This is a genomic window from Streptomyces sp. NPDC047869 (assembly GCF_040704065.1).
Classification (GTDB): Bacteria; Actinomycetota; Actinomycetes; order Streptomycetales; family Streptomycetaceae; genus Streptomyces.
The window spans coordinates 113028-137319 of the sequence record NZ_JBEYRK010000007.1 but is presented as its reverse complement, the minus strand read 5'-3'; the positions used below and the strand labels follow the sequence as shown (position 1 = coordinate 137319).

The window sequence follows — 24292 nt, the reverse complement described above, 5'->3', positions numbered from 1 at the left end:
TGTGATGACGGTCAGTTGCTCTGGAGGAACTGCCTGGCCAACTGGTCCCCGAGGGAGACGGCCGCGCTGTGGCTCTCGATGGGGGAGACCTTGGAGTTCTTGAACAGGATGTACGTCACGCCGGAGTCGACCCCGCCGGTGGCCGGGTCGGGGTCGATGCCGAGCGCCTTGGCGGTGGCGTACGAGGCCTCGCCGATGATCGCCGTGGGGCCGGTGTCCCCGACGACGGCGTACTCGACCTTGCCGTTGTAGATGACGGCGACCACGCCGCCCCCCTTGATGCCGGCGCCGGAGTAGTTCCACACGCTGCTGGAGCTGGGGACGACCACGTAGGGCAGGGACTCGGCCTTCAGGGGCTTGCCGTCGGACTGGTGGAACGCGGTGTCGTCCTGGTACCAGGGGTCGCGGTCCTCGTTGCAGTTGGTGGTCCGCTGCCCGTCGCAGTCGATGTCCATGTCGGCCTTCCAGAACACCGCGCCGTTCTTGCCGCACACGGGGACCGTCGCCGAGCTCTCCTCGTCGGTCCGGTACTTGCCGTTCGAGATCTGGGAACAGGACGTCACCTTCGCGAGCAGGTCGGACGCACTGACGCTGCCCTCCTGGACGGATGCCGGCGGGGCGCCGGGGCCGGTGCCGTCCGGGTCGACAGGGGTGGGGCCGGAGGCGTGGGCGGGAAGCACTCCGGCGGCGAGGAGAGCGGCCCCGGAGGCCGCGACGAGGGTCAGTGAACGCAGGCGCACTGTGGGGGGACCCTTCTGTTAGGAAAGTTTCCTTACCGGGTGCGATACAAGGTGGCGCATGCGCATGCCCTCGTCAAGTCTCTGTGCGAGAGTCGGCGTTGTGTTCGGTTTTGCGGCGTTTTGCCTCACACGGAAGACTGGTTCATGTCGAAGCTTGAGGCCACAGGGCACGCGGAGGCGAGATGTCATGTTCGTGCGCACCGTCTACGTGACCGGCGACCCGGCGAAGATCGACACGGCGGTCCGGGCCCTGAACACCGAGGGACGGGAACTGCTCGAGGAGCGCCCCGGCTACCTCGGGGCCGGCGTCTTCACCGACCACGAACTGGGCAAGCTGCTGGCGGTGAGCTGGTGGTCCTCCGAGGAGGCGCGCGACAACAGCGACACCGTGATGCGGCAGCACAGGGAATCGCTCCTGGAGCCGTTCGCGGGCACCCTGGCGGTGGAGAACCTCGAGGCGGCCGTCCACCGCTCGCTGCAGGTGCCGCGCATGGGCGGCGGGCTGCGCGTCTCCCGGGTGGAATTCGATCCGGCGGACGCCGGCCAGTTCGTGGACACCTTCCGCGCGACCGTCCTCCCGCGCCTGGAGACCCTGCCGGGCCTCGCCCGGGCCGCCCTGCTCATCGACCGGGAGCGGGGCCGGGGCCAGGTCGGCACCCTCTTCGTCGACCGCGCCTCGATGGCCGCCTCCCGGGCCGGCCAGGCGGCGGCCCGCCATGAGGGCGTGGCGAAGGCGCGAGTGAGCGTCGTGAGCCTGGAGGAGTTCGAGGTCGTACACGCGGACGTGCGCCTCGGCTGAATACGCGGGTCCGGGAAACGGCCGTCCGCCCCGCCCACGCGGCGGTGCGGACGGCCGTTCACCGTGCGAGGGTCAGCCCAGGTCGAACGTGGCCGGGTCCGGGCCGAGACGCCGGTCCTCGTTCAGCGCGCCGATGGCCGCGAGGTCCTCGTCGTCCAGGCTGAAGTCGAACACCTGGATGTTCTCCTTGATCCGCGACGGCGTCACGGACTTCGGGATCACGACGTTGCCGAGCTGGATGTGCCAGCGCAGCACGACCTGGGCCGGAGTACGGCCGTGCTTCTGTGCGATGGCGACGATCGCCGGCACCTCCAGCAGGCCCTTGCCCTGGCCGAGCGGCGACCAGGCCTCGGTGGCGATGCCCTGCTCCGCGTGGAGTTCGCGGAGCTGGTGCTGCTGCAGGTGCGGGTGCAGCTCGATCTGGTTGACGGCCGGCACGACCGAGGTCTCGGCGATGAGCCGGCGCAGGTGTTCGGGAAGGAAGTTGGAGACGCCGATCGCCTTCACCCGGCCGTCGGCGTACAGCTTCTCGAACGCCTTGTAGGTGTCGACGTAGGTGTCCCGGGACGGCAGCGGCCAGTGGATGAGGTACAGGTCCAGATAGTCGAGACCCAGCTTCTCCAGCGACGCGTCGAACGCGCGCAGCGTGGAGTCGTACCCCTGGTCGCTGTTCCAGAGCTTGGTGGTGACGAAGATGTCCTCACGCGGCAGGCCGGAGGCGGCGATGGCCTTGCCGGTGCCCTCTTCGTTCCCGTAGATCGCCGCTGTGTCGATGCTGCGGTACCCGGCCTCGAGGGCCGTGGCGACGGCCCGCTCGGCCTCGTCGTCCGGCACCTGCCAGACGCCGAAGCCCAGCTGGGGCATCTCGACGCCGTTGTTGAGGATGATCGGGGGGACCTTGCTGCTCACGAGCTCGTTGATCCTTCGGTTGTCGACAGGTGTTACACCATCGTCAACGATCACGTGCCCCGATGCATTCCTGACGGCGCTATTGGCGCCCGGGAAATCCTGCCGGTGCCGCCGGCCCGCGGCGTCCCCTCAGGCCTGGTACAGCGCCTCGACCTCGCCCACGTACGCCTTCTCGATGGCCTTGCGCTTCAGTTTCAGCGACGGGGTCAGCAGGCCGTGCTCCTCGGTGAACGGCTGCGCCAGGATGCGGAAGGTGCGGATCGACTCGGCCTGGGAGACCAGGGTGTTGGCGGCGACCACGGCCCGCCGCACCTCCGTCTCCAGATCCGGGTCGCGCACCAGCTGCGCGGGACTGAGCCGGGGCTTGCCGCGCATCTGGAGCCAGTGCTCGACGGCCTCCTGGTCGAGGGTGACCAGGGCGGCGATGTACGGCCGGTCGTTGCCGACGACGATGCACTGGTTGATCAGCGGATGCTCGCGCACCCGCTCCTCCAGTACCCCCGGGGAGACGCTCTTGCCGCCGGAGGTCACCAGGATCTCCTTCTTGCGGCCGGTGATCGTCAGATAGCCGTCCTCGTCCAGCGCGCCGAGGTCACCGGTGGCGAGCCAGCCGTCGTGCAGGGTCCCGTCGGTGGCCTTCTGGTTGTTGAGGTAGCCCTGGAACACGTTGCCGCCGTGCAGCCAGACCTCGCCGTCGTCGGCGATGTGCACGGTGACACCCGGAATGGGCTGCCCCACGGTGCCGTAGCGGGTGCGCTCGGGCGGGTTGGCCGTGGCGGCGGCCGAGGACTCGGTCAGACCGTAGCCCTCGTAGATCTGCACCCCGGCGCCGGCGAAGAACAGGCCGAGCCGCCGGTCCATGGCGGAGCCGCCGGACATGGCGTTGCGGATGCGGCCGCCCATCGCCGCACGCACCTTGGAGTACACGAGCTTGTCGAAGAGCTGGTGCTGCATCCGCAGACCGGCCGACGGGCCGGGGCCGGTGCCCCATGCCTTGGCCTCGACGGCGTCCGCGTACTTCACCGCGATGTCGACGGCCTTCTCGAAGGGCCCGTCCCGGCCCTCCTTCTCCGCCTTGCGCCGGGCCGAGTTGAACACCTTCTCGAAGATGTACGGCACCGCGAGGATGAACGTCGGACGGAAAGCCTGCAGGTCGGGCAGCAGGGCGGCCGCGTGCAGCTGCGGCTGGTGGCCGAGACGGACCCCGCCGCGGATCGTGGCGACCTCGACCATCCGGCCGAAGACGTGCGCGAGCGGCAGGAACAGCAGGGTGGAGGCCTCGTCGCCCTTCTTGGTGTGGAACACCGGATCCCAGCGCCGGATGACCGTGTCCGCCTCGTAGATGAGGTTGCCGTGGGACAGCACACAGCCCTTGGGGCGGCCGGTCGTGCCCGAGGTGTAGATGATCGTCGCGACCGACTCCGGGGTGATCGCCTGCCGGTGCCGGTGCACCACCTCGTCGTCCAGGTAGGCGCCGGCGTCGTACAGCTCCTGCACGCAGCCCGAGTCGAGCTGCCACAGCTCACGCAGTTGCGGCAGCCGGTCGATCACGGTGGCGATGGTCATCGCGTGGTCCTCGTGCTCCACGATCGCCGCCGTCACCTCGGCGTCGTACAGCATCCAGAAGCACTGCTCCGCCGAGGACGTCGGATAGACGGGGACCACCTGCGCGCCGATCGTCCACAGCGCGAAGTCGAACAGAGTCCACTCGTAGCGGGTGCGGGACATGACGGCGACCCGGTCGCCGAACCGGATGCCCCGGGCGAGCAGGCCCTTGGCCAGGGCGAGGACCTCGTCCCGGAACTCGGCGGAGGTCACGTCCCGCCACTGCCCGGACTCGTCCTTGCGGCCCAGCGCCACGTGCAGGGGGTCGGTCCGGGCACGCTCGAAGACGGCGTCGGCCAGTCCGCCCACGGGCGGCGCCGACGTCAATGGAGGGGTGGTGAACTCGTGCAATCCCTCGCTCCCCGTCCTTACTTTTCGGTCACGCGCGCGATGCTCCGCACAGCGCCGTGAAAGCTACCCCACCCGTCAGCCCGGTGGGAGGGGCGCGGAAAACGAGCAAACCTCGCAGTCCTACCCGCCGACGACCGGAAAATACCCTCACATGGGTAAGGGCCGGACACAATACTGACGAGTCAGTAACTTACGGGGCCGTAATCTCCACCGAATCTGTACGACGCGATTACCGCTTGCGGACCTGGCCGGACGGCCGCGAGGGCGGTCCCCCGGGCAACGGGGACCGCCCTCCCCCGAGCGTGGTGGAGATCCCCGCCCAGCAGATCCTGCACCGCTATTACGGCGGCCCCATCGGCTGGGTGAGCAAGTTCGCCGCGCTCAGCGACGAGCAGATCGACGCCCTGCGTCCCGCGCTCCCGGCTCCCGCCGGACCGGCTCGCGGCCTGTACGCCTACCTCAGCGGCTCACTCGGCCGGCCGGCGGGAGTCCAGCACGTGGAGACCACGCCGTTCCCGCGGCGGGTGAAGCAGCTCACCTATCAGCGCCCGGCACGCTGACGTCCGTGCAGCCGGTCGCCACCCGTCAGGATCGCCGCCGCCAGCGCGTTCGCGGCGGCGTCCGCGGCGCCCCGGCGCCTGCCGTGCACCAGGACGAAGTCGACCTTGCCCAGTTCCGGCAGCGACGGACGCTCCGGCAGCCGGAACAGGCCCGGCGGGATCAGGCGCCTGGAGTGGGCCATGACACCCAGCCCGGCGCGGGCCGCGGCGACGAGGCCGTTGAGGCTGCCGCTGGTGCACACGATCCGCCACTCGCGGCCCTGGGCCTCCAGCGCCTCCAGGGCGCGGGCCCGGGTGATGCCCGGCGGGGGATACACGATGAGCGGGACCGGGCGGTCGGGGTCCAGGCGCAGGTTCTCGGAGCCGATCCACACCAGGTCGTCGCGCCACACCAGCTCGCCGCGCGGATCCTCGGGCCGCCGCTTGGCCAGTACCAGGTCCAGCCTGCCCGCCGCGAGACGCTCGTGCAGGGTGCCGGACAGCTCGACGGTCAGCTCCAGGTCGACCTCGGGATGGTCCTGGCGGAAGCGCTCCAGGATCTCCGGCAGCCGGGTGAGGACGAAGTCCTCCGAGGCGCCGAAGCGCAGCCGCCCGCGCACCCGGGTGCCGGTGAAGAACGCCGTCGCCTGCTCGTGCACGTCCAGCAGCCGGCGCGCGAAGCCCAGCATGGCCTCGCCGTCCTCGGTCAGCTCCACCGAGTGGGTGTCCCGGGCGAAGAGCTGGCGGCCGGTGGCGTCCTCCAGCCGCCGCACGTGCTGGCTGACCGTCGACTGGCGCAGCCCAAGACGCCGGGCGGCCTGCGTGAAGCTCAGCGTCTGGGCGACCGCCAGGAAGGTGCGCAGCTGGGTGGGGTCGTACACACCGGCAGCCTAGCGTGGTCATCGCAGATTGCGATGACAGTCAGAGTGGTATGCCGGATTCCCGATCGGCGCGGGGAGGAGGACGATGGAGAGGGCCCCTCCGGGCCCGTGGACGTACCCGACGAACAGCGAGTGGAGCACCGTGAAACGCCCGCACTGGCCGAGCTGGATGCCGATAGACCCGTACATCGTGCTGCTGATCGGCACGGTGGGGCTCGCGGCGCTCCTCCCGGCCCACGGCACGGGCGCGGACGTGGCCTCCGGGGCGTCCACGGCGGCGATCGCCTTCCTGTTCTTCCTCTACGGTGCCCGGCTCTCCACCCGCGAGGCGCTGGACGGCCTGCGCCACTGGCGTCTGCACGGCACCGTGCTGGCCTGCACCTTCGTGGTCTTCCCGGTGCTCGGCCTGGCCACCCGCGGACTGGTCCCGGTGCTGCTGACCCAGCCGCTGTACCAGGGGCTGCTGTTCCTGACGCTGGTGCCGTCCACGATCCAGTCGTCGATCGCGTTCACCTCGATCGCCCGCGGCAACGTGCCCGCCGCCATCTGCGCCGGCTCGTTCTCCTCCCTGGTCGGCATCGTCGCGACCCCGCTGCTGGCGGCCGCTCTGCTGGGCAGCAGCGGCGGCGGGTTCTCCGCCGACTCGCTGGTGAAGATCGTGCTGCAGCTGCTGGTGCCGTTCGTCGCGGGGCAGGTACTGCGCCGGTGGATCGGCGGTTTCGTCGCCCGGCACAGGAAGGTGCTCGGCCTGGTCGACCGCGGCTCGATCCTGCTGGTCGTCTACACGGCGTTCAGCGAGGGCATGACCCAGGGCATCTGGCGCCAGGTCAGCGCTGTCCGGCTGGGCGCGCTGCTCGCCGTCGAGGGCGTGCTCCTGACCGTGATGCTGCTGCTGACGTGGTACGGCGCCCGGGCGCTCGGGTTCGGCCGGGCGGACCGGATCGCGATCCAGTTCGCCGGTTCGAAGAAGTCCCTCGCCTCCGGGCTGCCCATGGCGAGCGTCCTGTTCGGCGCCCACGCCTCTCTGGCCGTGCTGCCGCTGATGCTCTTCCACCAGATGCAGCTCATGGTGTGCGCGGTCATCGCCAAGCGGCGCGCCCACGACCCGGAGGCCGCCGAGGCGCCGGCCGGGCCGGCCGCGGCTTCACGCACCACGGTCGGCACCGGCTCCCGCTGAGGCCCGCCCGGTCGACCGCCGGCCGCCGATCCGGGTCCGTCGCCGGCAGCGGCCCCGGTGCCCGCCACAGCCGTGGCCCCGGTGCCCGCCGTCAGCCGCCGACCCGGTCCAGCGGCAGCCACAGCACGGTGTCCTTCGGGGACCGCGGCACCTTCGGGTCGGACAGCTCCGGATCGGACAGGGCGCGGTCCCAGACGCGCACCTCGTCGATCGCTCCGGTGAAGTGGGCGCGGCTGTCCATGCGCTCGCCGATGTGCACCCCGAAGGGGGAGTTGCGGCTGACCGAGCCCGGCACGTCGGCGGCGGCCGCCTCGGTACCGTCGACGGACAGCGACAGCCTGCCGCCGCCCCGGCGCAGCACCGCGTGGTGCCACTCGCCGTCGTTGTACGCGGCCGCGGTGCGCACGTACGCGGTACGCGGCGCGGCCGCGCCGTCCCGCACCGTGATGAGGCCCTGCACCCTGCCGTTCGCCGGTTCGCCGCGCAGCCACACCTGGGGCTGGCTGGTGCCGATGCCGCCCATCCACAGCAGCGGCTGCTCCCCGGCGGCCGCCGTGTAGCGGAACCACAGCGACGCGGTGAAGTCCCCGGCGCCGAGCGGAAGCCCGGTGCGGAAGGGCAGGCGTACGGCGTCGTCGGTGCCGTCGAACCGGAGCGCGCCGCCGGACACGCCGTCCGTACGCGCGGCGCCACCGAGCACCGCGGCGGGGCGCCCGTGCGGGGCCAGGTCGGCGGTGTGCGGGTCGGGGCCGCGGCGCGGGGCGAGCCAGTCCTCGGTGAAGCGGGCGAAGCGGATCTCGTCGCGCGCGTCGGCCGTCCCGCCCTCGTAGAGCAGACCCACGGTGTCGCGGCCGGCCCGCACCAGGTCCGAGTAGCCGGACCAGTCCGTGGTGACGACGGTGCCGCGGTCCACGCTGTCCCAGGTCCGGCCACCGTCGTAGGAGGAACGAATCATCATCGTGCGGCGGCGGTCGGGGTCGGCGGGGCAGGAGAGCAGGAGGCGGTCGCCCAGGCGCAGCACGGCGCCCTGGACCTGCGGCGTGTAGAGGTCCGGCAGGCCGTGGAAGGGCGCGGCGAAGCTGCCGCCGCCGTCCCGGCTGACGGTCTGGGTGCGGTGGCCGAGGTCGGTGCCGTCCTGTTCCCGGCCGCTGACCAGCACGGAGCCGTCCGTGCGCTCGGTGAGGGTGAGCTCGGAGGGCTTCTGCCGGAAGGTGGCGTCGGCGGCGATCGGCCAGGTGTCGGTGGCGCCGACGCGCCAGTGGCCGCCGTGGTCGTCGCTGACGACGAGCGCCGCGTGGTTGGCGGTGACCCGGCTGCCGTCCCAGGTCTCGGTGTTGACGCCGAACACCAGCCGGCCCGCGTACCGGCCGCGGGTCAGCTGGACACCGTGCACCGGCCCGGTCGCGTACCAGGAGTTCCAGTCGGCGGGCAGGATCTCGGGGCTCAGGTCACGCGGCTCGGACCAGGTGCGGCCGTCGTCGTCGCTGTACTGCAGGTGGGGGGTGCGGTCGCAGGGCACGGCACACCCGGCGCTGTCGGTACGGCCGGTGTTGTACGTCTCCGCCAGCCAGACCCGGCCGGTGTCCCGGTCCACGACCGGCGCCGGGTTGCCGTGGGTGTCGCCGGCGCCCTCGTTGACCACCGTCAGCGGGCCCCAGGTGCGACCGCCGTCGGTGGAGCGCTTGAGCACGATGTCGATGTCGGCCGCGTCCCCGCAGTTGAGGACGCGGCCCTCGGCGAAGGCCAGCAGCGAGCCGTCGGCCGTCCGCACGACCGCCGGGATGCGGAAGCAGGCGTAACCGGGGTCCTGGGCGGCCTTGAAGAGGATCCGCTGCTCGAACGCGGCCGCCCGGCCGACGGGCTGGGCGTGGGCCGGGTGGGGCCGGGCCGGCACCACGAGCAGCGCGGCCGTGGCGACGGTGAGGATCAGCGCACCTCGGAAGCGGGCGCGAAGCAACGATCTGAGACGGGCGCGGGGACCTGACGGCATCGGTGGGGCCTGCCCTTCCTCGGCCGGACATCCGGACATGCGGATATCCGGACATCCCATGTCCAACGTGCGCCTTATCGAAGGTAGTTGGGGCCCCCGCGCCCCACAAGAAGCGTGCGGCACCGGAAGTCCGCCGCGCCGCTACGGCCGCAGGACGACCTTGCCGAGATTGGCCCGTGCGGCGATCGCCTCGTGCGCCTTCGCGGCGTCCTCCAGCGCGAACGCGCCGTGCACGGCCGGCTTCAGGGTGCCGTCGGCGAACAGCCGCCACAGCTCCCGCCGCCACCGGTCGTACAGCTCCGGCCGGCCGCGGGCGATCAGCGCCATCTGGAAGCCGATCACCGACTTGGCGCCGACCAGCAGGTCGTACGCCCGGATCGTGCCGCCGCCGGAGCTGTAGGCGACCAGCCGGCCGTGCGGCGCGAGCGCGGCGAGAGCGGGGGTGAGCAGATCGCCGCCGACCGCGTCCAGTACGCAGTCGTACGGCTCTCCCCACCCTTCGTCGCCGTACCGGACGCAGTCGTCCGCGCCGAGCGAGCGGACGAAGCCCGCTTTCGCCGGGTCGGAGACGGCGCCCACCACCCGCCGCGCACCCCGCACCCGCGCCAGCCGCACCGCGAGCTGCCCGACCCCGCTCGCCGCGGCCGTGACGAGCACCGTCTCACCGCGCACCGGACCCGCCGCGTGCAGCGCGCCGAGGGCCACCAGCCCGCTGCGCACCAGCGTGACCGCGTCGACACAGGTCGCGCCGTCGGGGACGGGGGAGGCCATCGCCTCGTGCAGCAGGGCGAAGTCGGCGTAGCCGTGGCCGAAGCACAGCCCGGTCACCCGGTCGCCGGCCCGGAAGCGGGTCACGCCCTCGCCGGCGGCCACCACCACGCCGGCGATCTCACCGCCGAGCGGCACCGGCCCGGCGGACTCGGTCACCTTGCGGACGACGGGCAGCGTGACGCCGACCGCCTCGCAGCGCACCAGCAGCTCACCGGCGCCGGGCTCGGGAACGGCGGTCTCCTCCACGAACAGCGGACCGCCGGTGGACTCATAGCGGACACGGCGCATCGCAGCCTCCAGGCGCCGGACCCCGCCCGGCGAGTCGTTGGGGACACCCATGAATTCGTGGGTGGCCCCAACGGTACTGGAAGATTCGTTGGGGAGTCCAAGGATTTCTGGCTAGGCTGCGCTCATGGCCGAAGCACCCCTCCCCGCCATCCGCGCCCTGCCCAGCTGGGTCCTCGGCCGGGCCGCCGCGCGTGGCCGCGCCCTGGTCACCGACGCCCTCGCCGCCGAGGGCATGAAGATGTGGCACCACGTGGTCCTGTCCGCCGTCCGCGACCTGGCGCCGGTCGCCCAGGCCGACCTCGGCCGCGGGGTCGGCCTCGACGCCAAGGACCTGGTCGGCGTCCTGAACGACCTGCAGTCGGCCGGCTTCGTCCTGCGCGCCCCCGACCCGAAGGACCGGCGCAAGAACGCCGTGTCCCTCACCGAGGACGGCGCCCGCCTGCTCGTCCGCTGCGAGAAGGCGGCCCGCGAGGCCAACGACGAACTGCTCGCCCCGCTGTCGACGACTGAACGCGATCAGTTCATGGGCCTGTTGATCCGGATTTCCGGCACCGTCGGCTGACGGCGGTTAACGTTCCGTCATGACCGCAGCCCCCGCGCTCGACCCCCGGCGCACCGCCCTCGTCCTCGTCGACCTGATGGACCGCGTCGTCGCGCTGCCCCTGGAACCCCGCAAGGGCACCGAGGTGCTCACCACCGCCGAGGAGTTGGCCACCGCGTTCCGCGCGGCCGGGGCGCTCGTCGTGCTGATCCGGGTCGAACGCCCCGCGGTCGCCGAACAGCCGCCCGGCAGCGGTCTTGTGGCCGGGTTGCGCCGGGACGGCGACGTGGAGGTGGTCAAGCGCACCATCGGCGGCTTCCAGGGCACCGGCCTCGACGAGCGGCTGCGCGAAAGCGGCGTCCGCACGCTGGTGTTCGGCGGCATCGCCACCAACCTCGGTGTCGAGTCCACCGCCCGCGCCGCCGCCGACCTCGGCTACGACCTGGTCTTCGTCGAGGACGCCATGGCCGCGCTCACCGCCCCCGAGCACGAGGCGTCGGTCCGGCTCGACTTCCCGCGGCTGGGCACGGTGGTCAAGGCGCGGGACCTGCGCCTGACGCGCGGCTGAGCTGGCGATCGACCGCGTCTCACGTGGGGTGGAGAGGCCGGTCGACCGCGTCTCACGTGGGGTGGAGTGCCTGACCGACCGCGCGGCACGCGCGGCTGACCGGCCGGTCGATCAGCGGGACCCCCGCGGCGCAGGGGGCGCTCCCCGCCGGCAGGGGCCCCGCCGCCGTGCCGCGGGGAACCGGTCAGCCCTGCGCGGCCGTGGCCGGCAGGGCGACGCGGTCCTCGCCCGCGTACACGTTCATCGAGCTGCCCCGCAGGAAGCCCACCAGGGTCAGACCCGTCTCGGCGGCCAGGTCGACCGCCAGCGACGAGGGCGCCGACACGGCCGCGAGCACCGGAATGCCCGCCATCACGGCCTTCTGCGCCAGCTCGAACGAGGCACGGCCCGAGACCAGCAGGATCGTGCGGGACAACGGCAGGTCGCCGTGCTGCAGCGCACGTCCGACCAGTTTGTCGACCGCGTTGTGCCGGCCCACGTCCTCCCGTACGTCCAGCAGCTCCCCGTCCTCGCCGAACAGGGCCGCCGCGTGCAGACCCCCGGTGCGGTCGAAGACCCGCTGAGCGGCCCGCAGCCGGTCGGGCAGGCCCGCCAGCAGCTCGGGCGTGACCCGGACCGGGGGAGTGTCGGCGATCGGCCAGCGCGTGGTGGTGCGGACGGCGTCCAGGCTGGCCTTGCCGCACAGACCGCACGAGGAGGACGTGTACACGTTCCGCTCCAGGCTGAAGTCGGGCAGCGCCACGCCCGGCGCGGTCTTCACATCGACCACGTTGTACGTGTTCGAGCCGTCCGCGGTCGCCCCCGCGCAGTACACGATGTTCAGCAGGTCGGACGCCGTGCCCAGCACGCCCTCGCTCACCAGGAACCCGGCCGCCAGCGCGAAGTCGTCGCCCGGTGTGCGCATGGTGATCGCGAGGGGCTTGCCGTTCAGCCGGATCTCCAGCGGTTCCTCGGCGACTAGCGTGTCCGGCCGGGTGGAGACCGCCCCGTCCCGGATGCGGAGGACCTTGCGGCGTTCCGTGACTCGTCCCATGTTCTGATCAGCCCCGGTTCTGTACGTGCTGGTAGCCGAAACGGCCCTTGATGCAGAGGTTGCCGTGGGTCACCGGGTTGTCGTGCGGTGAGGTGACCTTGACGATCTCATTGTCCTGCACATGGAGTGTGAGGTTGCAGCCCACTCCGCAGTACGCGCAGACCGTCGTCGTCTCCGTCTGCCCGGACTCGTCCCAGGTACCCGCCGCCCGCATGTCGAACTCCGACTTGAAGGACAGCGCACCCGTCGGGCACACCTCGACGCAGTTCCCGCAGTACACACAGGCCGAATCGGTCAGCGGTCCGTCGTGCTCGACGGCGATCCGAGCGTCGAAGCCCCGGCCGGCGACCGCGATGGCGAAGGTGTTCTGCCACTGCTCCCCGCAGGCGTCGACGCACTTGTAGCACAGCACGCATTTGGCGTAGTCGCGCACGTACAGCTCGTTGTCGATTCTCGGCTCCTCGTTCAGCCGCGCGGCGTCCGGGCCGAACCGGTCCGGCTTCGCCTCGTACTCCTTGATCCACCCGGCCGCTCCGGCGGTCGTCGACAGGTCGACCGAGGACGCGAGCAGCTCCAGGACGATCTTGCGGCTGTGCCGGGCCCGCTCCGTGCCGGTCCGCACCTCCATCCCGGGCTCGGCCCGGCGGGAGCAGGCCGGGACCAGCGTCCGCGACCCCTCCAGCTCCACCACGCACACCCGGCAGGCGTTCCTCGGCCGCAGCGTGTCGCCCTGGCACAGGGTCGGGACGTCCTTGCCCGCCGCCCGGCACCCGTCCAGGACGGTGGAGCCCTCCGGCACCCGCACCGGCTCGCCGTCGACGGTGAACTCCAGCAGCCGGCGCGGGATCCCCAGCGGTGTGACGGTCATTCGTACGCCCCCAGACGGTCGATCGCGGATTCCACGGCGTTCCAGGCGGTCTGGCCGAGACCGCAGATCGAGGCGTCCCGCATCGCCCGGCCCACCTCGCGCAACAGGGCGATGTCGTCGGCCGCCCCGGCCCCGGTGCGGTCCACGATCCGGCGCAGCGCCTCCTCCTGCCGTACCGTCCCCACCCGGCACGGCACACACTGCCCGCAGGACTCGTCACGGAAGAACTCGGCGATGCGCAGCAGCAGCCGGGGCAGCGGGACGGTGCCGTCGAAGGCCATCACCACACCGGAACCGAGCGTGGTCCCGGCCTCCCGGGTGCCCTCGAAGGTGAGCGGGAGGCCGAGTTCGTCCGGCCGTACGAAACCGCCGGCCGCGCCGCCCAGCAGCACCGCCCGCAGCCCCTCCCGCACCCCGGCGCGCCGCAGCAGCTCGCCGAGGGTCGCGCCGAACGGCAGCTCGTACACGCCCGGCCGCTCCACGCTGCCCGAGACGCAGAACAGCTTGGGTCCGGTGGAGGCGCCGGTGCCGATCGCGGCGTACGCCGGTGCCCCCAGCTCCAGCACCGGAAGCACGTTGACCAGCGTCTCCACGTTGTTCTCGACCGTCGGCCTGCCGAACAGGCCCTGCTCCACCGGGAACGGCGGCTTGGAGCGGGGCTCGCCCCGGTGGCCCTCGATCGAGTTGAACAGCGCCGTCTCCTCGCCGCAGATGTAGGCGCCGGCACCGCGCCGGATCTCGATGTCCAGGGCGTAGCCCTGGCCGAGGATGTCGTCGCCGAGCAGCCCGCGGGCCCGAGCCTGCCCGATCGCGTGCCGAAGCCGGCGCAGGGCCCGCGGGTACTCGCCGCGGACGTAGACGAAGGCCCGGTGCGCGGAGATCGCGTACGACGCGACCGTGATCGCCTCCACCAGCGCGTACGGGTCGCCCTCGATCAGCACCCGGTCCTTGAAGGTGCCCGGCTCGGACTCGTCGGCGTTGCACACCAGGTAGTGCGGATGCCCCGGCTGCGACGCCGTGGCCTGCCACTTGCGGCCGGTGGGGAACGCGGCGCCGCCCCGCCCCACCAGACCCGAGTCCGTGACCTCCCGGATCACCCCGGCGGGGCCCAGTTCGAAAGCCCGGCGCAGGGCCGTGTAGCCGCCGTGCGCCCGGTAGTCGTCCAGCGAGGAGGGGTCGACGACGCCGACCCGGCGCAGCAGGAGCAGGTCCTCCTGTCCGGCCTGCGGCACGGCCCGGACGGCCGGCGGCTCCCCGGGCGCCGAGTCGGGCCCGACCGCCGCGTCCATGGCCGCCCCGACGGTGGCCGGTGCCGCCACGGCGGTGCGCACCGGGTCGCCCGCCCGGATCGCGAGCGCCGCCGGGGCGCGCTCGCACAGGCCGAGGCACGGGGAGCGCTCGACGCTCACCCCGCTGCCGGGGCCGAGCAGCGCCTCCACCCCCGCGTACAGCTCGCCCGCCCCGGCGGCCGTGCAGGCCAGGTCGGTGCAGACGTGCAGCACGGTCGCCGGGCGCGGCCGCAGCGAGAACATGGCGTAGAAGGTGGCCACGCCGTACGCCTCCGCCGGCGGTACGGTCAGCCGCCGGCACAGGTAGCCGAGCGCGCCCTCGCTGATCCAGCCGATCCGGTCGTTGATCGCGTGCAGCCCCGGCAGCAGCAGATCGCGCCGGTCCCGGGCCGCCCGGCCGCCGCGCGCCCACCGCAGATCGGCGTCGGTACGGTCGGCCCCCTCCCAGGAGGACTCCGGCGGACCCAGCAGCGCGTCGACCGCCGCGCGTTCCTCGTCCGTCGGCTTGCTGTCACCGAAGTGCAGATCCACGCCCTCACCTCATGTACGTCGTGGCCGGGAGCTTCTCGATCCGGATCGCCGACGCCTTGAACTCCGCCGTCCCCGCGATCGGGCAGTTCGCCTCGATCGTCAGCCGGTTGGTGTCCACCTCGTCGGGAAAGTGCATGGTCATGAAGGCGAGGCCGGGCCGCAGCGCGGTGTCGATCCACACCGGCGCCAGCACCGACCCGCGTCGCGAGGCCACCCGCACCTGCTCGCCGACCACGACGCCGTACCGCTCGGCGTCCTCCGGGCACAGCTCGACGTACTCGCCGCGCCGCAGCGGAGAGGCGAAACCCCCGCTCTGCACACCGGTGTTGTACGAGTCCAGGCGCCGTCCGGTGGTGAGCCGGATCGGGTACTCCTCGTCCGTGAGGTCCACCGGCGGATCGTGCTGGACCAGTCCGAAAGGCGCCGCAAGGCCGCGCCTTTCGGGGTCCGTCTCCCACAACCGGCCGTGCAGGTAGACCGGTTCGATCCGCTCGGTGCTTGGGCACGGCCACTGGATGCCTTGGTGCTCGGCCAGCCGCTCGTACGTCATCCCGTAGTGGTCCGGTGAGACCGACCGCAGCTCGTTCCAGACGGCCTCCGCGTCGGCGTACTTCCAGTCGTGGCCGAGCCGGGAGGCCAGCTCGCAGATGATGTCGATGTCCTCGCGGGCCTCGCCGGGCGGGGTCACCGCCCTGCGCACCCGCTGCACCCGGCGCTCGCTGTTGGTGGTGGTGCCCTCCGTCTCCGCCCACCCGGCGGTCGCCGGCAGCACCACGTCCGCCAACTCGGCCGTCCTCGTGAGGAAGATGTCCTGCACCACCAGGAAGTCCAGCCCGGACAGCCGCCGTACGGCCTGTTCGCTGTCGGCCTCCGACTGCGCCGGGTTCTCCCCGACGCAGTACACCGCCCGCAGCGAGCCCCGCTCCATCGCCTCGAACATCTCCGTCAGGTTCAGCCCGTGCCGCGGCTCGATGACGGTGCCCCAGGCGGACTCGAACTTCCGCCGCACGTCCGGGTCGAGGATGTCCTGGAAGCCCGGCAGCCGGTTGGGGATCGCCCCCATGTCGCCGCCGCCCTGCACGTTGTTCTGCCCGCGCAGCGGCTGCAGCCCCGAGCCGTAGCGGCCGACGTGGCCGGTGAGCAGGGACAGGTTGATCAGCGCGCGCACGTTGTCGGTGCCGTTGTGGTGCTCGGTGATGCCGAGCGTCCAGCACAACTGGGCCCGTTCGGCGCGGGCGTAGGCGTGCGCCAGCTCCCTGATGGCGGGGGCCGGCACGCCCGTCACCTTCTCCGCGAGCGACAGCGTCCACGGCTCGACCAGCCTCGCGTACTCCTCGAAGCCGGAGGTGGCCCGCTCGATGAACGTCTCGTTGGCCAGGCCGGCGTGGATGATCTCCCGGCCGATCGCGTGCGCCATCGGGATGTCGGTGCCCACGTTCAGCCCCAGCCAGCTCTCCGCCCACTCGGCGGTGGACGTCCGCCGCGGGTCGACCGCGTACATCCGGGCGCCGTTGCGGATCCCCTTCAGCACGTGCTGGAAGAAGATCGGGTGCGCGAAACGGGCGTTGGAGCCCCACATCACGACGACGTCGGTGTGTTCGACCTCCTCGTACGACGAGGTGCCGCCGCCGGATCCGAACGCGGCCGACAGCCCGGCGACGCTGGGCGCGTGACAGGTCCGGTTGCAGGAGTCGACGTTGTGGGTGCCCATCACCACCCGGGCGAACTTCTGGGCCACGTAGTTCATCTCGTTGGTGGCGCGCGAACAGGAGAACATCCCGAACGCGCCCCGGTTGCGTTCGAGGCCCCGGGCGGCGCGGTCCAGTGCCTCCTCCCAGCTCGCGCGCCTCAGCGGTTCGTCGCGCGAGTCGCGCACCAGCGGATGGGTGAGCCGGGTGTACGTCCTGGGCTGCCGGTTCCTCATGCGGCGCTCCTCAGCGCGAGCAGGTCCGAGATGGCGTGCACGGTGCGCAGGGTGGGCACGGGCACACCGGTGATCTCCGCGAGTTCGACGACGGCCGCGAGCAGCACGTCGAGCTCCAGCGGTCTGCCGCGCTCCAGGTCCTGGAGCGTGGAGGTGCGGTGGTCGCCGACGCGTTCCGCGCCCGCGAGCCGCCGTTCGACGGAGACGCCGACCTCGCAGCCCAGTGCCTCGGCGACGGCCAGGGTCTCGCGCATCATGGTCTCGATGACCCGGCGGGTGCCGCCGTGCAGGCACATCTGCCGCATCGTGGCCCGGGACAGGGCGCTGATCGGGTTGAAGGAGATGTTGCCGAGCAGCTTGACCCAGATGTCACCGCGCAGGTCCCGCTCCACCGGGCACTTCAGGCCGCCGGCCCGCATCGCCTCGCTGAAGTCCAGGCAGCGGGCGGAGAGGCCGCGGCCGGGCTCGCCGATGGCGAACCGGGTGCCCTCCAGGTGGCGTACGACGCCGGGCGCCTGGAGTTCGGTCGCCGCGTAGACGACGCAGCCCACGGCCCGTTCGGGCGCGAGGACGGCGCTGACCGCGCCGCCCGGGTCGACGCTCTCGATCCGCCGGCCGTCGTACGGGCCGCCGTGCCGGTGGAAGTACCACCAGGGGATGCCGTTCTGGGCGGCCACCACCGCGGTGCGCTCGTGCAGCAGCGGCTCGATCAGCGGCCCGCACGCCGCGTACGCGTTGGCCTTCAGGCCCAGGAACACCACGTCGGCCGGGCCCACTTCGGCGGGGTCGTCGGTGGCGCCGGGGTGCGCGGTGAAGTCACCGCGCGGACTGAACACCCTTACTCCGTACCGCCTCATGGCCGCGAGATGCGGTCCACGGGCTATGAGGTGCACATCGGCGCCGGCGCGGTGGAGCGCGGCACCGACGTAGGCGCCGATCGCACCGGCGCCGAGGACTGCGACTTTCACAGGGAGCACTCCGTTCGGTCGAGGGATACCGCGGAGGTGGGGGCTTGAGGGCCTTCGGCCCGCGACTCGGGTCAGGCCGAATCCTGTCGACGAAATATTGTCTACAGTATGGAGGAGGGTCCGGCAAGGGTTCGCGCGGCGACCGTTGAGCGCGGTCCGCATACCGTTCACCGCATACGGTCGACGGCGCGTCTTCTCAACTTCCGGAACCAGTCCTACCGTTCGGCGTCATGAGCAGCCCCCCTGTCGCACCCCCGGGCTGGAGCCGCTGGCTGGTCCCGCCCGCCGCCCTGTCCGTCCACCTGTCCATCGGCCAGGCCTACGCCTGGAGCGTGTTCAAGCCGCCGCTCGAGTCCGCACTCCATCTCGACGGCACCCGCAGCGCGCTGCCCTTCCAGCTCGCGATCGTGATGCTCGGCCTGTCGGCCGCGTTCGGCGGCACGCTGGTCGAGCGCAACGGCCCGCGCTGGGCGATGACCGTGGCCCTCGTCTGCTTCTCCTCCGGCTTCCTGCTCTCCGCGCTCGGCGCCGAGACACGGCAGTACTGGCTGATCGTCCTCGGCTACGGCTTCGTCGGCGGGATCGGCCTCGGCATCGGCTACATCTCGCCCGTGTCCACCCTGATCAAGTGGTTCCCGGACCGGCCCGGCATGGCCACCGGCATCGCCATCATGGGCTTCGGCGGCGGCGCGCTGATCGCCTCGCCCTGGTCGGCGCAGATGCTGGAGTCCTTCGGCACCGGCCACTCCGGGATCGCGCTCGCCTTCCTCGTGCACGGACTGACGTACGCCGTCTTCATGACGCTCGGCGTGCTGCTCGTGCGCGTGCCGCGCGCCGAGAGGCCGGCCGAGGGCGGACCGGCCGCCGACACCGGCGTACGCGTCTCCGCCCGCGGCGCCGTGCGCACCCCGCAGTTCTGGTGCCTGTGGGTGGTGCTGTGCATGAACGTGACCGCGGGCATCGGCATCCTGGAGAAGGCCGCGCCGATGATCACGGACTTCTTCGCCGACAGCTCCACCCCGGTGTCGGCATCGGCGGCCGCCGGGTTCGTCGCGCTGCTGTCGGCCGCCAACATGGCCGGCCGGATCGGCTGGTCCTCCGCCTCCGACCGGATCGGCCGCAAGAACATCTACCGCGTCTACCTCGGTGCCGGTGCCGTGATGTACCTGCTGATCGCGCTGTTCGGGGACGCCTCGAAGCCGCTGTTCGTGCTGTGCGCGCTGGTGATCCTCTCCTTCTACGGCGGCGGCTTCGCGACGATCCCCGCCTATCTGAAGGACCTCTTCGGCACCTACCAGGTCGGCGCCATCCACGGCCGGCTGCTCACCGCCTGGTCCACGGCCGGGGTGCTCGGACCCCTCATCGTCAACTGGATCGCCGACCGGCAGGAGGAGGCCGGGAAGCACGGAGCGTCGCTGTACGGCCTGTCCTTCGGCATCATGATCGGCCTGCTGGTCGTCGGATTCGTCGCCAACGAGTTCGTCCGTCCCGTGCACGTACGCCACCACGTCCCCGCCCCGAGGGAGGCAGCAGATGCCCAGCGACAGCAGCCCGCCTAGCCGGCCGGGCCTGATCCTCCTCGCCTGGCTGTGGGTGGGCGCACCGCTCGCCTACGGGTTGTACGAGCTGGTACGGAAGGCCACGCAGTTGTTCACAGGGTGAATGTTCGGGCGTCCGAGGGTGTGACGGAAGCCGACAACTCGGATGCCCGATTCCTGTGCCCTCGCCTGCCGCCGTACTCGCGAGTCACTGGCCAGACTGGGGGATCCCGCTACCCACGGCAACGAGGGGGACCCCCGACATGCACGGCTCGCGCATCGCGGCCATCGGCCACTACCAGCCCGCCAGGGTGCTCACCAACGACGACCTGGCCGGCATGGTCGACACCAGCGACGAGTGGATCCGCGGCCGGGTGGGCATCCGGACCCGGCACATCGCGGGCCCCGACGAGCCGGTCGACGAACTCGCCGCGCACGCGGCCGCCAAGGCACTCGCCGCCGCCGGGCTCACGCCCGCTGACATCGATCTGGTGCTGGTGGCCACCTCCACCGCCATCGACCGCTCCCCGAACACCGCGGCCCGGGTCGCCGCCCGCCTCGGCATCCCGCGCCCCGCCGCGATGGACGTCAACGTCGTCTGCGCCGGGTTCACCCACGCCCTCGCCACCGCCGACCACACGGTACGGGCGGGCGCCGCGACCCGGGCGCTGGTCATCGGCGCCGACAAGATGTCCGAGGTCACCGACTGGAGCGACCGCAGCACCTGCGTCCTGGTCGGCGACGGGGCCGGGGCCGCCGTGGTCGAGGCGTGCGCGCCGGGCCAGGAGCCCGGGATCGGTCCGGTGCTGTGGGGATCGGTGCCGGAGATGGGCAACGCGGTCCGCATCGAGGGCACCCCGCCCCGGTTCGCGCAGGAGGGGCAGAGCGTCTACCGCTGGGCCACCACCCAGCTCCCGCCCATCGCCCGGCGCGCCTGCGAGAGAGCCGGACTCGACCCCGCCGACCTCGCCGCGGTCGTCCTGCACCAGGCCAACCTGCGCATCATCGAGCCCCTCGCGCGGAAGCTGGGCGCCGTGAACGCCGTCGTCGCGCGCGATGTCACCGAGTCCGGCAACACCTCGGCGGCCAGCATCCCGCTCGCCCTGTCCAAGCTGCTCGAACAGGGCGCGGTCCGCAGCGGCGACGCCGCCCTGCTGTTCGGCTTCGGCGGCAACCTGTCGTACGCGGGACAGGTCGTCCGCTGCCCCTGACGCCGGCGCGCACCGGCGTGTGACGCGTTCGACGCCCCCTGCCCCTGGCCTTTTGTGCGCAGTAGACTGTAGACGATAGACAATTGATACTGGCTCCATGGGCGCACGGCTGTGCACCGGCCTGCCGAGGAGGGGGACCGTGATGTTGTCGACCGGACTGCCGCAGGGAGCCGTACCCAGACTCGAACGACCCGGACCGCTGCGCGACCGCGTCTACGAGGCCCTGCTGGAACTCATCACCACCCGCGCCCTGCGGCCCGGCCAGCACCTGGTGGAGAGCGAACTCGCCGGGCACCTGGGCGTCTCCCGCCAGCCGGTGCGCGAGGCGCTGCAACGGCTGAACACCGAGGGCTGGGTCGATCTGCGGCCCGCCCAGGGCGCGTTCGTGCACGAGCCGACCGAGGAGGAGGCCGACCAGCTCCTGACGGTCCGTACGCTCCTGGAGGCGGAGGCGGCCCGGCTCGCCGCCCTGAACGCCGACCGGAAGGGCACCGAAGCCCTGGAGGAGCTGTGCGCCCAGGGCGAGCGGGCGGTCGCCGACGACGACGTGGACCGCGCGGTCGCCCTGAACGCCGCCTTCCACGCCAAGATCATGGACCTGGCCGGCAACGCGGTCCTCGCCGAACTCGCCGCCCAGGTCGACCGCCGGGTGCGCTGGTACTACACCCCGGTGGCCCGCCGGCGCGGCAGCCAGTCCTGGATCGAGCACCGTGAGCTGATCACCGCCATCACGGCCCACGACGCCCCGCGAGCCGCCGACCTGATGCGGGAACACACCGAACACACCCGCCGCTCCTACCACGAGCGCGAGACGGGCTGACCGGGCCGGGTCCGGCGCCGGAAGCCTCGGCGTACGGCTTCCGGCGTCCGGGGCCGGCGGCAGGCCCTGGCCGGAGCGCGTGACACCGGTGCGGGCGACGGCCTCGTGGACCGTCACCCGCACCCGGCTCCGCGGCCCGGCCGTCAGGCGGCCGGCCGCGGCTCCGGCTCCGGCTCCGGTGCCGGTGCCGGCCCGCCGTCCCGGCCCGGCTGCCGCAGCAACAGGGCGATCGCGGCGGCCACCATCGACACGCCGCCGGCCAGCGCGTAGGCGCCGTTGTAGCCCCAGGCGCCCACCACCATCGAGCCGAGTCCGCCGCCGAACAGGCCGCTGATCAGCTTGCCGCTGTAGACGAGGCCGTAGTTGGTGGCGTTGTAGTTCTCGCCGAAGTAGTCCGGGGTCAGCGCGGCGAACATCGGGTAGAAGGCACCGCCGCCGAAGCCGGAGAGGAAGGCGAAGAACAGGAACAGCCACTCGTTCTTGATGTCACCGGCCCAGATGACGCCGAACTGGGCGAGGCCCAGCACGACGATGACGAAGATCAGGGCTGTCTTGCGGCCCCACAGGTCCGACAGCCAGCCGACCACGGCACGTCCGACACCGTTGATGACGGCCATGACACCCATCGAGGAGGCCGCGACCAGCGGGCCGAAGCCGATCTCCTTGGCGAAGTCGACCTGGAAGGAGATACCGAAGATCGAGACGCCACCGGTCATCACGATCGTGATCCACATCAGCGGCAGCATGCCGGTCCTGATGGCCTCCTTCGGCGTGAACTGCCGTACCGCCGGCGGATTCTTGGCCAGGCTCGCGGCGCTTCTGCCGTTACCGGAGTGCGACAGCGGGTCGACGTCGGCCGGCCACCAGTTCTTCGGCGGGTCCTTGAAGAAGAACGCGCAGACCGCCACCACGATCAGTACATAGACGCCGATCAGGTCGAGCACCTCGTCGAAGTTCCCGGTGTCGAAGGCGTAGTTGAAGATGAAGATGAACGGCAGCGAGCCGTAGGCGAAGCCGCCGTTGACGAAACCGGTCTTCGCTCCGCGTCGTTCCGGGAACCACTTGCCGACCATGTTGATACAGGTCGCGTAGATCAGCCCCGAGCCGAGACCGCCCACGACGCCGAAGCCGGTGATGGCGAGGGCCACGTCGTCGAAGTGGGAGAGCGCCAGGAAGCCGAGCAGGCACATCGCCGCCCCGGTGTACATCGCCCGGCGCGCGGTGAGGATCCCCCGCTCGCGCAGCCACCCGGCCGGGAACGCGATGCCCGCCTGGAAGAACACCCAGACGCTGAGGATCCAGAACGTGTTGCTCTGCGTCCAGCCGTGCGCCGCGGACAGGGTGTCCTCGGCGGAGCCGTAGGCGTACTCCGAGACGCTGATGGCCATCATCGATATCCACGGCAGGTACACCATCAGCCTGCGCGAGTGGCCGAGTATGTCGCGGTCCGTCTCGCCGACGCGGTAGACCCGCCCCCGGGAGTCGGTGACTTCACGGTACGAGCGGTGCGCCGCGCCGGGATCGGCCGGCGTGTTCCTTGTTGCCATCGGATCAGCCGTCATCTCAGGCCATCTCCTCGCCGAGAGGGTGGGGATTGGGGACGATGCGCCGGGCACTGGGACGGCCCGGAGCCTTGAGGAACAGCGCCAGTACGGCGCAGGCGAGCGCGGTGCAGCCCGCCACGAGGAAGGCCCCTCGGGGGTCCCGGGCGGCGGCCGCGGCGGCACTCGTGCCGAAGCCGGCCAGAACCGGGAGGAGCCAGGAGACGGCGAGCAGTCCATGGACGCCCGCACTGTGGTTCTCACCGAAGTGGTCCGCGGCCAGCGCGGTGACCAGCGCCAGGGCCGCCCCGCCGGCCAGCCCGGTGGCCGCCGCGCAGCCGAGGAGCAGCGGACCGCTGCCCGTCCGGCCCGCGAGCGCCGCCCCGAACTGCGCGAGGCCCAGCAGCAGACAGACCGCGCTCAGGGTGGTGCGCCGTCCCAGACGGTCGGACAGCGCCCCGGCGCCCGCCGACACCACACCGCCGGCGACGACCGCGCACCAGGTCCCGTCGTCCTGCCCCAGCACCCGGCCGTACGACGTGAGCAGGCGCAGGCCGAGCACGGTCACCCCGGCCGCGCCCAGCAGGCACAGCCACATCAGCCACCACACCGGGGTACGGGCGGCCTCTTGGGGCGAGTACTGACGTACGGCGGGCGGGTTCTTCTCCCGTACGCGCCGGGCGACCGGATCGGCGGGCACCGTGAGCGGGTCGGCGTGCGGCGGCCACCAGTCACGCGGCGGGTCCCGGAGGAGCCGGCCGGCCGCCGCCACGACCAGGCACACCGCGGCGCCCGTCAGGGCCGGTACGGCAGGCCGGTCCGCCCCTGCGCCGAGCGCCCCGAGGCCGGGGAGAAGCGGTACGGCGCCGAACGCGAGCCCACTGGCCACGAAGCCGGTCGGACCGCCCCGGCGCTCCGGGTACCACTTGCCCGGCAGCGTCAGACAGGTCGCGTGCACCAGCCCGGCACCGGCGCCGCCGAGCACGGCGGACGCGAGCCGCGCGGCCGTCGGGCCCGGCGCGAGGGCGAGCGTGAGACACCCGGCCGACGCGCCGAACGCTCCCGCCGTCACGGCCGCTCGGGCGGAGAGCCGGCCGCTCTCCCGCAGCCGTCCGGCCGGGAGGGCGACGGCCATCTGGGACAACGCCCACAGGGCCGCCGGCCACAGGAAGCCGGCGTCCCAACGGCGGCTTCCGGCCAGGGAGTTCTGTGCCGCGACGAACACGTACGCGGCGCAGGCGATGCCCGTCGTGCCCACCCAGGGCAGGACGGCCATCCAGATCCGGCCGCGGCCCGTCAGCTCGGCGGCGCTCTCGCCGACCCGGTACACGCGGCCCCTGCGGTCCCTCACCTCCCTGTACAGGAGGGAGGCGGGTGGATCGGTGGTTTCCATGCTGCGGCTGCACCCCT

The 24292-nt window shown here is 72.2% G+C and carries 21 protein-coding genes and 1 pseudogene; 9 read left to right on the top strand and 13 right to left on the bottom strand.

The features are described from left to right. Window positions 1–11: 11 nt before the first annotated feature. Entirely contained in the window at window positions 12–740 is a 729-nt protein-coding gene (locus tag AB0924_RS12060) for a glycoside hydrolase family 75 protein (RefSeq protein ID WP_366911302.1), read from the bottom strand. 187 nt (window positions 741–927) lie between these two features. On the opposite strand from AB0924_RS12060, the gene AB0924_RS12055 reads away from it, so the two are divergent. Then, window positions 928–1539: a hypothetical protein gene (locus AB0924_RS12055; protein ID WP_366911301.1), complete on the top strand. Its 612-nt coding sequence runs from the start codon at window positions 928–930 to the stop codon at window positions 1537–1539. Window positions 1540–1611: 72 nt separating this feature from the next. Here the strand turns inward: AB0924_RS12055 and AB0924_RS12050 are convergent, their stop codons facing one another. Together AB0924_RS12050 and AB0924_RS12045 are read right to left on the bottom strand one after the other, a co-directional pair. After that, a complete protein-coding gene (locus AB0924_RS12050; RefSeq protein WP_358927892.1) occupies window positions 1612–2448 on the bottom strand; it encodes an aldo/keto reductase in 837 nt (278 codons plus the stop codon). A gap of 129 nt (window positions 2449–2577) precedes the next feature. Beyond that, window positions 2578–4404: an AMP-binding protein gene (locus AB0924_RS12045; RefSeq protein ID WP_366911300.1), complete on the bottom strand. Its 1827-nt coding sequence runs from the start codon at window positions 4402–4404 to the stop codon at window positions 2578–2580. Between the two features lie 296 nt (window positions 4405–4700). On the opposite strand from AB0924_RS12045, the pseudogene AB0924_RS12040 reads away from it, so the two are divergent. Next, window positions 4701–4964 (top strand): annotated as a pseudogene (locus AB0924_RS12040) (hypothetical protein); the annotation flags it as partial. Here AB0924_RS12040 and AB0924_RS12035 read toward each other — a convergent pair. After that, entirely contained in the window at window positions 4946–5824 is an 879-nt protein-coding gene (locus tag AB0924_RS12035; RefSeq protein ID WP_366911299.1) for a LysR substrate-binding domain-containing protein, read from the bottom strand. The pseudogene AB0924_RS12040 and the gene AB0924_RS12035 sit on opposite strands and share 19 nt — an antisense overlap. A 142-nt stretch (window positions 5825–5966) precedes the next feature. Here AB0924_RS12035 and AB0924_RS12030 point away from each other — a divergent pair, with 142 nt between their 5' ends. Continuing rightward, the gene (locus AB0924_RS12030) at window positions 5967–7001 is read left to right on the top strand and encodes a bile acid:sodium symporter family protein (protein WP_366911374.1); all 1035 of its coding nucleotides are present in this window, start codon (window positions 5967–5969) and stop codon (window positions 6999–7001) included. Between the two features lie 91 nt (window positions 7002–7092). On the opposite strand, the gene AB0924_RS12025 is transcribed toward AB0924_RS12030, so the two are convergent. Together AB0924_RS12025 and AB0924_RS12020 are read right to left on the bottom strand one after the other, a co-directional pair. Then, window positions 7093–8991, bottom strand: a complete 1899-nt coding sequence (locus AB0924_RS12025; RefSeq protein WP_366911298.1) for a sialidase family protein — start codon at window positions 8989–8991, stop codon at window positions 7093–7095. A 141-nt stretch (window positions 8992–9132) separates the two neighbouring features. Continuing rightward, window positions 9133–10050: a zinc-binding dehydrogenase gene (locus AB0924_RS12020; protein WP_366911373.1), complete on the bottom strand. Its 918-nt coding sequence runs from the start codon at window positions 10048–10050 to the stop codon at window positions 9133–9135. A gap of 124 nt (window positions 10051–10174) precedes the next feature. On the opposite strand from AB0924_RS12020, the gene AB0924_RS12015 reads away from it, so the two are divergent. Continuing rightward, a complete protein-coding gene (locus AB0924_RS12015; RefSeq protein ID WP_358927900.1) occupies window positions 10175–10612 on the top strand; it encodes a MarR family transcriptional regulator in 438 nt (145 codons plus the stop codon). 19 nt (window positions 10613–10631) lie between these two features. Then, entirely contained in the window at window positions 10632–11159 is a 528-nt protein-coding gene (locus AB0924_RS12010) for an isochorismatase family protein (RefSeq protein ID WP_358927902.1), read from the top strand. A gap of 184 nt (window positions 11160–11343) precedes the next feature. Here AB0924_RS12010 and fdhD read toward each other — a convergent pair whose 3' ends face one another. The 5 genes from fdhD to AB0924_RS11985 are packed head-to-tail and all read right to left on the bottom strand — an operon-like array spanning window position 11344 to window position 17772. After that, window positions 11344–12192, bottom strand: coding sequence for a formate dehydrogenase accessory sulfurtransferase FdhD (gene fdhD / locus AB0924_RS12005; RefSeq protein ID WP_366911297.1), 849 nt, complete (start codon window positions 12190–12192; stop codon window positions 11344–11346). Between the two features lie 7 nt (window positions 12193–12199). Continuing rightward, the gene (locus AB0924_RS12000) at window positions 12200–13060 is read right to left on the bottom strand and encodes a 2Fe-2S iron-sulfur cluster-binding protein (RefSeq protein WP_358927906.1); all 861 of its coding nucleotides are present in this window, start codon (window positions 13058–13060) and stop codon (window positions 12200–12202) included. Continuing rightward, the gene (locus tag AB0924_RS11995) at window positions 13057–14880 is read right to left on the bottom strand and encodes an NADH-ubiquinone oxidoreductase-F iron-sulfur binding region domain-containing protein (RefSeq protein ID WP_358927908.1); all 1824 of its coding nucleotides are present in this window, start codon (window positions 14878–14880) and stop codon (window positions 13057–13059) included. The genes AB0924_RS12000 and AB0924_RS11995 overlap by 4 nt, the downstream gene beginning before the upstream one ends. A gap of 4 nt (window positions 14881–14884) precedes the next feature. Then, a complete protein-coding gene (locus AB0924_RS11990; protein WP_358927910.1) occupies window positions 14885–16804 on the bottom strand; it encodes a molybdopterin-dependent oxidoreductase in 1920 nt (639 codons plus the stop codon). After that, window positions 16801–17772 carry a 2-dehydropantoate 2-reductase gene (locus AB0924_RS11985; RefSeq protein ID WP_366911296.1) on the bottom strand — a complete coding sequence of 324 codons (972 nt, stop codon included), beginning with the start codon at window positions 17770–17772 and terminating at the stop codon, window positions 16801–16803. Before AB0924_RS11985 ends, AB0924_RS11990 begins: the two co-directional genes overlap by 4 nt. Before the next feature lie 230 nt (window positions 17773–18002). Between AB0924_RS11985 and AB0924_RS11980 the strand changes: the two genes are divergently transcribed. The 4 genes from AB0924_RS11980 (at window position 18003) to AB0924_RS11965 (ending at window position 21341) form a co-directional block, all read left to right on the top strand. Then, window positions 18003–19331 carry an OFA family MFS transporter gene (locus tag AB0924_RS11980; protein ID WP_358927915.1) on the top strand — a complete coding sequence of 443 codons (1329 nt, stop codon included), beginning with the start codon at window positions 18003–18005 and terminating at the stop codon, window positions 19329–19331. Further along, window positions 19306–19434: a hypothetical protein gene (locus AB0924_RS11975; RefSeq protein WP_358927917.1), complete on the top strand. Its 129-nt coding sequence runs from the start codon at window positions 19306–19308 to the stop codon at window positions 19432–19434. Before AB0924_RS11980 ends, AB0924_RS11975 begins: the two co-directional genes overlap by 26 nt. A 139-nt stretch (window positions 19435–19573) precedes the next feature. Further along, window positions 19574–20521: a beta-ketoacyl-ACP synthase III gene (locus AB0924_RS11970; RefSeq protein ID WP_358927919.1), complete on the top strand. Its 948-nt coding sequence runs from the start codon at window positions 19574–19576 to the stop codon at window positions 20519–20521. Between the two features lie 142 nt (window positions 20522–20663). Then, on the top strand, window positions 20664–21341 hold the full coding sequence (locus AB0924_RS11965) for a GntR family transcriptional regulator (protein WP_358928096.1): 678 nt from the start codon (window positions 20664–20666) through the stop codon (window positions 21339–21341). Window positions 21342–21484: 143 nt separating this feature from the next. Here AB0924_RS11965 and AB0924_RS11960 read toward each other — a convergent pair whose 3' ends face one another. After that, on the bottom strand, window positions 21485–22903 hold the full coding sequence (locus AB0924_RS11960; protein ID WP_358927921.1) for an OFA family MFS transporter: 1419 nt from the start codon (window positions 22901–22903) through the stop codon (window positions 21485–21487). Window position 22904: 1 nt separating this feature from the next. Then, on the bottom strand, window positions 22905–24275 hold the full coding sequence (locus AB0924_RS11955) for an MFS transporter (RefSeq protein WP_366911295.1): 1371 nt from the start codon (window positions 24273–24275) through the stop codon (window positions 22905–22907). Window positions 24276–24292: the final 17 nt, after the last annotated feature.

What these genes read in the sequence shown, in the direction of transcription:
- AB0924_RS11955 (WP_366911295.1), bottom strand. Translation starts at nt 24,275, where the DNA reads ATGGAAACCACCGATCCACCCGCCTCCCTCCTGTACAGGGAGGTGAGG.
- AB0924_RS11990 (WP_358927910.1), bottom strand. Translation starts at nt 16,804, where the DNA reads ATGAGGAACCGGCAGCCCAGGACGTACACCCGGCTCACCCATCCGCTG.
- AB0924_RS12025 (WP_366911298.1), bottom strand. Translation starts at nt 8,991, where the DNA reads ATGCCGTCAGGTCCCCGCGCCCGTCTCAGATCGTTGCTTCGCGCCCGC.
- AB0924_RS11970 (WP_358927919.1), top strand. Translation starts at nt 19,574, where the DNA reads ATGCACGGCTCGCGCATCGCGGCCATCGGCCACTACCAGCCCGCCAGG.
- AB0924_RS12055 (WP_366911301.1), top strand. Translation starts at nt 928, where the DNA reads ATGTTCGTGCGCACCGTCTACGTGACCGGCGACCCGGCGAAGATCGAC.
- AB0924_RS11980 (WP_358927915.1), top strand. Translation starts at nt 18,003, where the DNA reads ATGAGCAGCCCCCCTGTCGCACCCCCGGGCTGGAGCCGCTGGCTGGTC.
- fdhD (WP_366911297.1), bottom strand. Translation starts at nt 12,192, where the DNA reads ATGGGACGAGTCACGGAACGCCGCAAGGTCCTCCGCATCCGGGACGGG.
- AB0924_RS11960 (WP_358927921.1), bottom strand. Translation starts at nt 22,903, where the DNA reads ATGACGGCTGATCCGATGGCAACAAGGAACACGCCGGCCGATCCCGGC.
- AB0924_RS11965 (WP_358928096.1), top strand. Translation starts at nt 20,664, where the DNA reads ATGTTGTCGACCGGACTGCCGCAGGGAGCCGTACCCAGACTCGAACGA.
- AB0924_RS12000 (WP_358927906.1), bottom strand. Translation starts at nt 13,060, where the DNA reads ATGACCGTCACACCGCTGGGGATCCCGCGCCGGCTGCTGGAGTTCACC.
- AB0924_RS11975 (WP_358927917.1), top strand. Translation starts at nt 19,306, where the DNA reads ATGCCCAGCGACAGCAGCCCGCCTAGCCGGCCGGGCCTGATCCTCCTC.
- AB0924_RS12020 (WP_366911373.1), bottom strand. Translation starts at nt 10,050, where the DNA reads ATGCGCCGTGTCCGCTATGAGTCCACCGGCGGTCCGCTGTTCGTGGAG.
- AB0924_RS12015 (WP_358927900.1), top strand. Translation starts at nt 10,175, where the DNA reads ATGGCCGAAGCACCCCTCCCCGCCATCCGCGCCCTGCCCAGCTGGGTC.
- AB0924_RS12010 (WP_358927902.1), top strand. Translation starts at nt 10,632, where the DNA reads ATGACCGCAGCCCCCGCGCTCGACCCCCGGCGCACCGCCCTCGTCCTC.